The 11,451-nt window shown below is 54.3% G+C and carries 11 protein-coding genes and 1 pseudogene; 7 read left to right on the forward strand and 5 right to left on the reverse strand.

Annotated elements, in window-relative coordinates:
* The first annotated feature begins 48 nt into the window (after positions 1 to 48).
* Positions 49 to 567: a superoxide dismutase [Cu-Zn] SodC gene (gene sodC / locus PUZ33_RS10095; RefSeq protein ID WP_013096917.1), complete on the forward strand. Its 519-nt coding sequence runs from the start codon at positions 49 to 51 to the stop codon at positions 565 to 567.
* Here the strand turns inward: sodC and PUZ33_RS10100 are convergent.
* From PUZ33_RS10100 to PUZ33_RS10110, 3 genes and pseudogenes are all read right to left on the reverse strand, one after another.
* A complete protein-coding gene (locus tag PUZ33_RS10100) occupies positions 546 to 2,573 on the reverse strand; it encodes an FUSC family protein (RefSeq protein ID WP_058681483.1) in 2,028 nt (675 codons plus the stop codon). The two genes, sodC and PUZ33_RS10100, sit on opposite strands and share 22 nt — an antisense overlap.
* A pseudogene (locus PUZ33_RS10105) lies at positions 2,573 to 3,433 on the reverse strand (efflux RND transporter periplasmic adaptor subunit). The gene PUZ33_RS10100 and the pseudogene PUZ33_RS10105 overlap by 1 nt, the downstream one beginning before the upstream one ends.
* Before the next feature lie 2 nt (positions 3,434 to 3,435).
* Positions 3,436 to 3,672 carry a DUF1656 domain-containing protein gene (locus PUZ33_RS10110; protein ID WP_013096914.1) on the reverse strand — a complete coding sequence of 79 codons (237 nt, stop codon included), beginning with the start codon at positions 3,670 to 3,672 and terminating at the stop codon, positions 3,436 to 3,438.
* Positions 3,673 to 3,858: 186 nt separating this feature from the next.
* On the opposite strand from PUZ33_RS10110, the gene slyA reads away from it, so the two are divergent.
* Positions 3,859 to 4,302, forward strand: coding sequence for a transcriptional regulator SlyA (gene slyA, locus PUZ33_RS10115; RefSeq protein WP_020688303.1), 444 nt, complete (start codon positions 3,859 to 3,861; stop codon positions 4,300 to 4,302).
* A 33-nt stretch (positions 4,303 to 4,335) separates the two neighbouring features.
* Here slyA and PUZ33_RS10120 read toward each other — a convergent pair whose 3' ends face one another.
* Positions 4,336 to 5,697 carry a sensor domain-containing diguanylate cyclase gene (locus tag PUZ33_RS10120; RefSeq protein ID WP_058681484.1) on the reverse strand — a complete coding sequence of 454 codons (1,362 nt, stop codon included), beginning with the start codon at positions 5,695 to 5,697 and terminating at the stop codon, positions 4,336 to 4,338.
* Positions 5,698 to 5,895: 198 nt separating this feature from the next.
* On the reverse strand, positions 5,896 to 6,363 hold the full coding sequence (gene slyB / locus PUZ33_RS10125) for an outer membrane lipoprotein SlyB (protein ID WP_013096912.1): 468 nt from the start codon (positions 6,361 to 6,363) through the stop codon (positions 5,896 to 5,898).
* 254 nt (positions 6,364 to 6,617) lie between these two features.
* Here slyB and anmK point away from each other — a divergent pair, with 254 nt between their 5' ends.
* The 5 genes from anmK (at position 6,618) to pdxY (ending at position 11,200) form a co-directional block, all read left to right on the forward strand.
* Positions 6,618 to 7,742, forward strand: a complete 1,125-nt coding sequence (gene anmK / locus PUZ33_RS10130; protein WP_038980382.1) for an anhydro-N-acetylmuramic acid kinase — start codon at positions 6,618 to 6,620, stop codon at positions 7,740 to 7,742.
* Between the two features lie 93 nt (positions 7,743 to 7,835).
* Entirely contained in the window at positions 7,836 to 8,159 is a 324-nt protein-coding gene (gene mliC, locus PUZ33_RS10135) for a C-type lysozyme inhibitor (RefSeq protein ID WP_013096910.1), read from the forward strand.
* 57 nt (positions 8,160 to 8,216) lie between these two features.
* Complete coding sequence (gene pdxH / locus PUZ33_RS10140) at positions 8,217 to 8,873, forward strand: pyridoxamine 5'-phosphate oxidase (RefSeq protein ID WP_013096909.1); 657 nt, start codon at positions 8,217 to 8,219, stop codon at positions 8,871 to 8,873.
* A gap of 125 nt (positions 8,874 to 8,998) precedes the next feature.
* Positions 8,999 to 10,273, forward strand: coding sequence for a tyrosine--tRNA ligase (tyrS, locus tag PUZ33_RS10145; protein WP_014831636.1), 1,275 nt, complete (start codon positions 8,999 to 9,001; stop codon positions 10,271 to 10,273).
* A gap of 66 nt (positions 10,274 to 10,339) precedes the next feature.
* Complete coding sequence (gene pdxY / locus PUZ33_RS10150) at positions 10,340 to 11,200, forward strand: pyridoxal kinase PdxY (protein WP_062676719.1); 861 nt, start codon at positions 10,340 to 10,342, stop codon at positions 11,198 to 11,200.
* The last annotated feature ends 251 nt before the right edge of the window (positions 11,201 to 11,451 follow it).

The following is an 11,451-nucleotide window of genomic DNA, read 5'->3' on the forward strand; positions in this document are numbered from 1 at the left end:
TGCCTCTGGTATACACTTAAGAGGCAAAAAATAACCAGCGGAGGTCATATGAAGCGTTTTGCTCTGGCACTGGTCACGCTGGTTGTTTGCGCAGGGGCGCAGGCAGCCAGCGATGAAGTAGAAATGAATCTCGTCACCTCGCAGGGCGTAGGTCAGTCCATCGGCACAGTGAAAATCACTGAAACCGACAAAGGACTGGAATTTGCGCCCGATCTCAAGGCCCTGCCTCCCGGCGAACATGGTTTTCATGTTCATGCTAAGGGGAGTTGTCAGCCCGCGTTAAAAGAGGGTAAACCCTCGGCAGCAGAGGCGGCAGGCGGCCACCTTGACCCACAACATTCCGGTAAGCATGAGGGCCCGAACGGAATGGGCCATCTGGGCGATCTGCCCGTGCTGGTGGTAAATAATGACGGCAAAGCCACGGATCCGGTTGTTGCGCCACGCCTCAAAAAGCTGGATGAGGTGAAAGGCAAGGCGCTAATGATCCACGTCGGCGGCGACAATATGTCCGATCAGCCGAAACCGCTTGGTGGTGGTGGGGCACGCTATGCCTGCGGGGTGATCTGATCCCCAATCGTCCCCGGCGGTGGCGCTTGTTCCAGCTGCGAGAGGGAACAGTGCAGCCGCCAGATTATCGACGCTAAATCACGCGCGGCGGGCTGATGGTGGTGAGCAAGACTGTCGCAGATCCGCTGCAGTTCAGTCAGCGTCGCTTCCAGCGGGCGTTGCTGAACGCCGCGTTCACTCATCACATCGCGTAGCAGAGAGATGCACACGTCGCGCACCTGCGACAGCGGATCGGACCGCGTCTCCCATGCGCGAAGTTGCCAGACCACGTGGGAACAGTTCAACAGGACCACTCCCCAGCGCAGCAGCCAGCGGCGGGAAAGCGAGTCCTGGCTGTTATTGAGCTGGCTGACATGGTGGTACACCAGGGATTCATACTCACTTTCACGCAGATGCGGTTTACGGCTGAGCTGATCGACAAACCCCCGACGAAGCTCGCGGATATGGCGTCGGCTTTTACGCGCGTCTGAGCCGGGGCGTAATACGGCAAAAGCCAGCCACGCCAGACCCACCCCCAGGATTTTTGCCAGATTATCATTGAGAAAATCGGCGTAATCATAAACCGGCGGGTTTGTGACCGAGATAAACGAGCCCATAAAGACAATCAACTGTCCCCAGAGCCCCGCCAGTTTTGGCATTTGCAGCTTCAGAAGCTGCATCGTGGTTAACAGCGGAAACAGAAACAGCAGGAACTGCCACAGGTCGCTTATCTGCACCATCAGACCGAACTTGACCACAAAGCTGAACAGCGATAACAACACCAGCGTGCGCAGCAGCAGCGTAAGCGAGTTGAACGGCGAGGCGGCGACGGAGTAGAGCACGCAACTGATGGCGGCCAGCGTGAGCGCGGCGGAGCCAGATTCCCACTGCGTGGTGATGCTCCATGCCCCCACCAGCGTCAGGGCGCAAAAGGTTCGAAAACCGCTCCACAGCGCTTCCAGATAGTCGGTGTGCCGCGCCAGTGCCGGGCTACTGGGAACGGCGAATTCCGTTATCGGCGTGGCATTTTCAACGGCCTTGATCCAGCGACTGCTGCGCAGATACAGGCGGCAAAAGTAGTTCAGACGCTGCCAGAAGGCGCGGTGGCGATAATCGTACTCATCTTTCGGCGCAAGCGGGGCGATAATGCGGGCCACCGTGTAGATGTCGGCATCCGGGCGGGCAAGGGCTGCGAGCAGCGTTTCAATGATGGCGCGGGTGTTTTCCGGTGGCGTTGACCAGTTGAGTAACATCCGGCGCAGGCTGGAGATCGCACTGGTCATCCGTAGCTGCTGGTGAAGCAGGTAGTTCAGCAGGGTATTCTGGCGGCGAAAACGATAGTGGCTCCAGAAGGCCTGAATGCGTAACAGATTCATGGTCAGGATCTGACCAATCACCTTTTCATGCGCCAGGCGAATCTCATCGTTTGTATCCGGCTGCCAGAGCAGGCTCGCATGTTCCAGCAAGCGGGCATGCATGGTCTTCAGCGCCGTGATAAGCGCGGTGCCGTCGGAGGTGCTGGGCAGGATCATCATCATAAACCCGCCGCTCAGAATACCGACAATAACTTCACAGACGCGCGCCTGGGCGATATCCCATAACTCGGTGGTATCGAGAACGTTAACTACCGGAAAGGCAATAATTGCCGCGGTATAGCCCGCCAGCTGGAAGGCGTAGGCGACGTTGTTGGTAAAGTGGGCGCAGGCCCAGGTGCAGCATCCGAGCCATGCCGCCATGCTCAGTAAAAAAAGCCACGGATCGTTCAGGGTATGGCCTGCAATGATCAGCGCCGCAGTGGCACCGAGCAGGCTGCCCGCGATGCGCCCAAGGCTTTTACTGATCACTCCGCCAACGGTCGGGAAGCTCACGACCGCCGCGGAGGTCATGGCCCAGTAAGGCTCGTCAAGGTTCAGATAGTAGGCGACGGTCAGCGCAAGGCACATGGCAATGCCGTTGCGCAGGGCGTAGCGCCACTGAGGGCGCGTTGCTTTCATCCACGGCAGATTTCGCCAGGATAAGGCATTCATCAGGGTGTTCCGATCGAGACAGTACAGGTTGTGCCGGAGACCAGCGTTAACCCCTGCGGTAAGCGGTCAAATTCAACCCGAACCGGCACGCGCTGGGCCAGTCGCACCCAGGGGACATTAGGTTTGATGTCGGGAACCAGGCCTGAATCAGTTTCAACGCTCTGATCGTAAATGGCACGGCCAATGCTGGAAACGTGACCCTGTAACCTTTGCGAGCCGCTATAAAGCGTTATCGTGGCAGGGGCACCTTCCCGAATATGGCGAAGTTTGGTCTCTTCAAAATAGCCCACGACGTAAAACGAGTGGCTGTCGACCAGCGCGAAAATCGGTTGGCCGGTGGTGGCATAATTACCCACGCGGGCAGAGAGGTTCGTCACCCAGCCATCGACAGGGGCCTGTACCACGGTTTGTGTCAGTTCCCATTGCGCCTGTTTGAGCGTTGCCTCTGCCACATTGACGTTGGCCTGCATCGCCTTGACGTTGATGTTGGCGGTATCCAGGTCTTCGGCAGAGATATAGTTTTGTCATAAATGCCGACGACGCGTGGCTTCGTTGTTCGCTTTCGCCAGTTCAGTCTGGGCCTTAGCCAGCTGCGCCTGGGCGTTAAGGATCGCAATATGGTACGGGGTGTCGTCAATGCGGAATAAAACATCTCCCTTTTTAACAAACTGGTTATCCTTAACCAGAAGCGCCGTGATACTGCCAGATACCTGCGGGGTGATACTCACCTGTTCAGCGCGAATTTTACCGTCGCGTGTCCAGGGTGACTGCATATAAAAATTCCACAGCCACCAGCCGGCAACCAGGGCCAGAGCCAGGACAAAGAGGGTGGAAAAGTACTTCAGCGTTTTCAGGGGCATAATCACCACACAATCAGCACAGCAAGGCCAAGAGACACGGAGAGAGCGAACAGGGAGAGATCCATCAGCATGGGGTGCCAGATCTCGCCAGAATACATCCAGTCGCGGAGCAGACGATGCGCGACAAGCCAGATCACAAAGCCCACCAGAACGGCTTTAAACAGGGGAGGAAAGTAGACTGATGCACCGAAGATCAGGTCCTGAAGGGGCAGCCCCTCTGAGCGATGAAAAAACGTCACGAGCAGAGATCCTTTGCAGTGAACAGAATGCCGGGATGGCTTGTCTTAATGAGATGGAACATCACTTTTCAGTGTAAGTCATACTTTTAAATTTGATGAATGTCGTAATGCATTTGTTTTGGCAATACAAATGCTGCACACTATTCTAAAATCAGTATAATAACTTAGCAAGCTAATTATAAGGAGATGAAATTGGAATCGCCATTAGGTTCTGATCTGGCAAGGTTGGTACGCGTCTGGCGTGCTCTGATTGACCATCGCCTGAAACCTCTGGAATTGACACAGACGCATTGGGTCACGCTGCACAACATTCATCAGCTGCCGCCCGACCAGTCACAAATTCAACTGGCAAAGGCGATTGGTATTGAGCAGCCGTCGCTGGTGCGTACGCTTGACCAACTGGAAGAGAAGGGGCTGATCTCCCGACAAACCTGTGCCAGCGACCGTCGCGCCAAGCGGATTAAACTCACAGAGAAAGCGGCTCCCATTATCACTGAAATGGAAGCGGTGATTACCAAAACGCGCGGTGAGATCCTGTCCGGGGTTTCCCCTGCGGAGCTTGAAATGCTCATCAGTCTGATTGGACGCCTTGAGCAGAACATTCACGACCTGCAGGCACGCGACGCCTGACTTTATCAGGCCTTGCATTCGCAAGGCCTTTTATCATCTGAAGACGATCACCCGGTTGCGACCCGTATCTTTCGCCTTATACATCGCTTTATCAGCCTTTTCCACACACTCTTCAGCTGTCGTCTCCACGGACGTTGCCGTAAAGACGCCCATGCTGATGGTAATGGGCTCCGGGAGCTGTCCCCCGCTGCTGGTCTTATCAAAGCTGCTCAGTTTCAGGCGGATGCGTTCCGCCACCTGGTACGCGGCTGCTGAAGGGGTGTTGGTTAACATCAACACAAATTCCTCACCGCCAATACGTGCGGCAATATCCTGAGGCCGTACGGAATCCATCAGCAGATGCGCCACAAACTGCAATACTTTGTCGCCCTGCAGATGGCCGTAGCAGTCGTTGATGCGCTTGAAGCGGTCGAGATCGCTGACAATAACCGAAACCGGACGGCTGGCTTTACAGGCACCGAGTGCCTGGTTTAGCGAGTCGTAAAAATAGCTGCGATTGTAGAGGCGGGTCAGAGGATCGCGAATCGAGTTTTGATACGACTGTTGATATTTCAAATGCGAGTCGCGATAGAGTCTAAAGACATCATAAAGCAGAACAAAAATAATCAATAACGTCGCAACAGTTTCAAATAAGCGCGCTCGATACCATGAAATATCCTCGGCGTGTCCGCCTGCTAATAGCATCGCGAGCGTCACGATATAACAGACACATAAAAAATTACCGCCCACCCAAAAAATATTGCGTACGCGGGTAATAACCATTAGCGTTGCTAATGTCACCACCCAAAGAATAATCAAGACGATATTTATTGCATGGCTCCAGAGAACCATAAATTGATGGGTTTCATTATCCACCAGGTCTAACGACATTAATGATGAGTGGCTGGAGCTAAGCCAGGCCAATAGCACCATGCCCACCATAAACAGAAATGTACCGGCAACAATGGCGATATGCGCCGCACGTGAAAGCGGATTATCCCTGACGATATACAGCAGGGCCGACGCAATCATCAGTACCGCCATTAACAGATGGCGGTACATAAAGAAGATCATCGTATCGTTATAGTCCACGACGTTGAGCTGGTAGAGATCAAGCCAGGCCGGGAAACCGGTAAGCGTACCCACCATCAGTATGGCCGAACCGGCAAAGGCAAAAGCGATAGCAATCAGGTACAACCGTCTTCTGTCACACCAGTATTTCATGGCCATAAAGCAGGCAATAAACAGATGGAATACCAGTAAAAAAATGGTGAGTGTAGGGAATAAAAGCGGTGAGAAAGAGGGAACCCATTCGACCAGTTTTAAAAATAAAATTTGTAATATTCCAATGACGACAATGCACCCTAAACAGAATGGAATATAGGGCTTTTTCACGTACCGGGAGATCGCAAGCATAAGTATGTTTCAACGAAAATAATAAATAAAAAAGTTAATTGAGATTAGCCTAATGCAAAAGAGAGGGGAATACTTTGCGCAGGAACAAGATACGGCGTGGTTAATTATTCATTGCCTCAATAAATTTTGTAAAACTATTTATTATAATGATGCTCTTTGTAAAAGGATGCGGCCTGGCAGCCACATCCTTTTTATGAATTAACGCGGAGAAACGGTAACCTGGCTACCGTTGCTTGCCAGCACGACGCGCTGACCGGCAGAGAAGCGGGTGCTGCCCTGTTTCTGCACAACCATAATGGTGCTGCCGTCGTCTTTACGGATTTCCAGCTCTACGCCCTGGGTTTTATTCATCGCACCCTGAACGCCCTGGCCTGCTACGCCACCCGCAACGGCACCTGCCGCAGTCGCCAGAGAACGGCCTGTACCACCGCCTACGGTGTTACCCAGGAAGCCACCCAGAACCGCACCGCCGATGGCACCCATGACGTTGTTCTCGTCACCACCCTGAATTTGAACAGGACGTGCGTTAACAATCGTACCGTAAGTCACGTTCTGAACCTGTTTCGCTTCAGAAGCGCTATAGACGTCGCCAGAAAGTGAACTGTCATTCACACAGCCAGCCAGAGTTAAACCAATCAGCGAAACGCCCAGTACACGTAAAATCATTTGAATCTCCTGTTCACCAAAAACGCCCAATCCGGGCATCCGTTATGGCTAAATTATATGGCATAAAGGGCCATCGTTCATATCTTTGCACTAACAATCGGAAAATTGTACTTGAATTTGACTTAACGAGAGATAAACAAAATTTCGACGCGTTACCTCACTGAGAGTGTTAAAAAATATTATCGCCTGATGGCAAAGCGGGGCTGTTTATGGTTGAGTGGTTATCCTTAGCCCACGCAACGTAAGGAAAGCGCATGAAATCGGGTCGCTATATTGGTGTGATGTCAGGCACCAGTCTGGATGGGGTAGATGTCGTTCTGGCCGCCATAGACGAAAACATGGTGGCACAACAGGCAAGTCTGACCTGGCCTATCCCTGTTTCGCTGAAAGAGGAGATCCTGAGCATCTGCCAGGGGCAACAGCTGACGCTTTCGCAGCTTGGACAGCTTGATGTCAGGCTGGGGGCGCTGTTTGCCGATGCGGTGCTGGCGCTGATGCATAAAGAGAATCTCCGGCCGCAGGATGTGGTCGCGATTGGCTGTCACGGGCAGACCGTCTGGCACGAACCCACTGGCGATGCGCCGCATACCATGCAAATTGGCGATAATAATCAGATTGTGGCAAAAACGGGCGTCACCGTCGTGGGCGATTTCCGGCGTCGCGACATCGCGCTGGGCGGGCAGGGTGCGCCGCTGGTGCCGGCCTTCCACCAGGCGTTGCTGGGGCACCCGTCAGAGCGCCGTATGGTGCTTAACATTGGCGGTATTGCCAACCTGTCGATGCTGATCCCGGGCCAGCCAGTACGGGGATATGATACTGGCCCGGGTAACATGCTGATGGATGCCTGGATCTGGCGTCAGTGCGGTAAACCGTATGATAAAGACGCGGAGTGGGCGAGCGAAGGCAAAGTCATTATCCCGCTGCTGCAGTCCATGCTTAGCGATCCCTGGTTTGCCCTGCCGGCACCAAAAAGCACGGGACGCGAGTACTTTAACTATGGCTGGCTTGAACGTCAGTTGGCTCGGTTCCCGGCGCTGGCACCGCAGGATGTTCAGGCGACGCTGGCCGAGCTCACGGCGGTCTCCATATCAGAACAGGTACTTTTGAGCGGTGGCTGCGAACGTCTGCTGGTCTGCGGGGGCGGAAGCCGCAACCCGCTGGTGATGGCGCGCCTTGCCGGGTTGTTGCCGGGCACCGAAGTGACAACCACCGATGAAGCCGGCATCAGCGGAGACGACATGGAAGCACTGGCCTTCGCCTGGCTTGCCTGGCGTACCGTTGCCGGGCTGCCGGGGAATTTGCCCTCAGTCACCGGCGCACGCGAAGCCAGCGTTCTCGGTGCCATTTTCCCGGCCAATCCCCGTCATAATCAGAGTTAACTGAAATTCAGCGCAGCGCGTCGCCGGTAAAATAAAAAGGAACAGGAGGGCCTGTTAGCCCTCCAGGACCAGGATAGTCTTCGGAATACGCTCATGAAAAAACTTCTTCTTATTGCTGTACCTGTCTTGCTGTCAGGCTGCAGCGTCTATAACCAGCTCGTTGAGCGCATGCAGACCGACACGCTGGAATATCGCTGTGATGAAAAGCCGCTGACCGTCAAGCTTAATAATCCACGCCAGGAAGCCAGCTTTGTCTATGACAATAAATTGCTGACGCTCAAGCAGGGGATCTCAGCCTCCGGCGCGCGCTATAGCGACGGTATTTACGTCTTCTGGTCGAAAGGTGACAGCGCCACCGTCTACAAACGCGACCGCATCGTGCTGAACAATTGCCAGCTCGAAAATCCGAAGCGTTGAGATTTTCACAGGGGCGGCGCACAATAGCGCCACCCAATCTCAACGTCACCTAATGCCATGTCTGATAACGACGAACTGCAGCAAATTGCGCATCTGCGCCGTGAATACACCAAAGGCGGCCTGCGTCGCCAGGATCTTCCCGCTGAACCTCTGGTGCTTTTTGAACGCTGGCTAAAACAGGCCTGCGAAGCAAAACTGGCCGACCCAACGGCCATGGTGGTTGCCACGGTGGACGAAAATGGTCAACCGTATCAACGTATCGTGCTGCTTAAGCATTATGACGAGAAAGGGCTGGTGTTTTACACCAACCTGGGCAGCCGCAAAGCGCACCATTTAGAGAACAATCCCCGAATCAGTCTCCTGTTCCCGTGGCATATGCTGGAACGCCAGGTCATGGTCACAGGCAAAGCGGAGCGCCTTTCCACACTGGAAGTGGTGAAGTACTTCCACAGCCGCCCGCGTGACAGCCAGATTGGCGCCTGGGTCTCAAAACAGTCCAGCCGAATTTCTGCCCGCGGCGTGCTGGAAAGCAAATTCCTTGAACTCAAGCAGAAATTCCAGCAGGGCGAAATTCCACTGCCCAGCTTCTGGGGCGGTTTCCGCATCCCGATCGAGCAGATTGAGTTCTGGCAGGGGGGCGAACATCGCCTGCACGACCGCTTTTTATACCAGCGCGACAACGGCGGCTGGAAAATCGACAGGCTTGCACCGTAATCCCCGAAATTTGTTGATTTAAGCGCTAGCGCACGCCGCGCTTGCGCTTTATTCTATGGTCCTTTCGCATCAGGCGAAAAGTCGTGTACCGGCAAAGGTGCAGTCGTTTATACATGGAGAATTTGATGGCAAGCAGTAACTTGATTAAACAATTGCAAGAGCGGGGCCTCGTGGCCCAGGTGACGGACGAGGAAGCGTTAGCAGAGCGACTGGCGCAAGGCCCGATCGCGCTCTATTGCGGCTTTGATCCCACCGCTGACAGCTTGCATTTGGGGCATCTTGTTCCATTGTTATGCCTGAAACGCTTCCAGATGGCAGGCCATAAGCCTGTGGCCCTGGTGGGCGGCGCGACCGGTCTGATCGGCGACCCAAGCTTTAAAGCCGCTGAGCGTAAACTGAACACCGAAGACACCGTGCAGGAGTGGGTGGATAAGATCCGCAAACAGGTTGCACCGTTCCTCGACTTCAACTGTGGTGATAACGCCGCGATTGCCGCCAATAACTACGACTGGTTTGGCAGCATGAACGTGCTGACCTTCCTGCGTGACATCGGCAAACACTTCTCTGTTAACCAGATGATTAACAAAGAAGCGGTAAAACAGCGCCTGAACCGTGACGATCAGGGTATCTCCTTTACTGAATTCTCTTATAACCTGCTGCAGGGCTACGACTTCGCCTGTCTGAACAAACTGCACGGCGTCTGCCTGCAGATTGGCGGTTCTGACCAGTGGGGTAACATTACTTCCGGTATCGATCTGACCCGTCGCCTGCATCAAAACCAGGTGTTTGGTCTGACCGTTCCGCTGATCACCAAAGCCGACGGGACTAAATTCGGTAAAACCGAAGGCGGTGCGGTATGGCTCGATCCGAAGAAAACCAGCCCGTACAAATTCTATCAATTCTGGATCAACACCGCGGATGCCGATGTTTACCGCTTCCTGAAGTTCTTCACCTTCATGGACATTGAAACCATCAACGCCCTGGAAGAAGAAGATAAAAACAGCGGTAAAGCACCACGCGCGCAGTATGTGCTGGCGGATGAAGTGACCAAACTGGTTCACGGTGAAGAAGGTCTGGCTGCGGCGAAACGCATTACCGCAAGCCTGTTCAACGGTACGCTGAGCGATTTGAGCGAAGCTGACTTCGAGCAGCTGGCGCAGGATGGCGTACCGATGGTTGAGATGGAGAAAGGGGCTGACCTGATGCAGGCGCTGGTGGACTCTGAGCTGCAGCCGTCTCGCGGGCAGGCGCGTAAAACCATTGCGTCTAACGCCATCACCATCAACGGTGAAAAACAGGCTGACCCGGAATACACCTTCGCCGACAGCGATCGCCTGTATGGCCGCTACACGCTGCTGCGTCGCGGCAAGAAAAATTACTGTCTGGTCTGCTGGAAATAAATAAAAATCTCCAGGGGCGTGGGAAACCACGCCCTTTTTGTTTTTTCAGGGTTTGGTAAGCATAAAATGAAGAACATCCTCGCCATTCAGTCCCACGTTGTTTTTGGACATGCTGGCAATAGCGCGGCGGAATTCCCGATGCGCCGCCTCGGGGTTAACGTCTGGCCCCTCAATACCGTACAGTTCTCAAACCACACACAATACGGCAAATGGACCGGCTGCGTGATGCCGCCTTCGCATCTCACGGAGATCGTGCAGGGCATTGCCGATATCGACCAGCTCAAACGCTGTGACGCGGTTCTGAGCGGTTACCTGGGTTCCGCAGAGCAGGGGGAGCATATCCTCGGCATCGTTCGCCAGGTGAAAGCAGCTAATCCCGCAGCAAAATACTTCTGCGATCCGGTGATGGGTCATCCGGAAAAAGGCTGCATTGTGGCGCCTGGCGTGGCTGAATTCCATGTTCGCCATGCGTTACCTGCCAGCGATATCATCGCGCCCAACCTGATTGAGCTGGAGATCCTTTGCGAGCATCCGGTTAACAGCGTCGCAGAGGCGGTAAGCGCGTCTCGTGAACTGATAGCCCAGGGGCCTGAGGTTGTGCTGGTGAAACATCTCGCCCGTGCAGGGCTGAGCAGAGACCGCTTTGAGATGCTGCTGGTGACTAAAGACGAAGCCTGGCACATCAGCCGTCCGCTGGTGGATTTTGGCCTGCGTCAGCCAGTGGGCGTGGGAGATGTGACCAGCGGATTGTTGCTGGTGAAACTGCTACAGGGTGCGACGCTGCGCGAAGCGCTTGAGCATGTGACTGCAGCGGTGTACGAAATTATGATTGCGACGAAAGAGACGCAGGAATACGAACTGCAGGTAGTGGCGGCACAGGATCGTATTGCGCAGCCGGAGCACTATTTCAGCGCAACACAGCTCTAAACTATGCCGGGTGGCGCTGCGCTTACCCGGCCTTGTATTATCCTCCCGTACAGAAAGAACCGGCCAGTTCTTTCTGTCAGGCAGTCCACATGCCGTACCCGGCCTTAGGCCACGAACCTGTATCGTAGATCCCTGCAGTGGACTGCCCCTTCTCCACAAGTGACAAACCGGACAGTATCATGGACCGGTTTTCCCGGTAACCCGCATTCACAAGGTTGGTTTCACTATGGAACAGGAACTTCACTTTATTG

Source organism: Enterobacter cloacae complex sp. 2022EL-00981 (assembly GCF_028737495.1).
GTDB classification, from domain to species: Bacteria; Pseudomonadota; Gammaproteobacteria; order Enterobacterales; family Enterobacteriaceae; genus Enterobacter; species Enterobacter cloacae.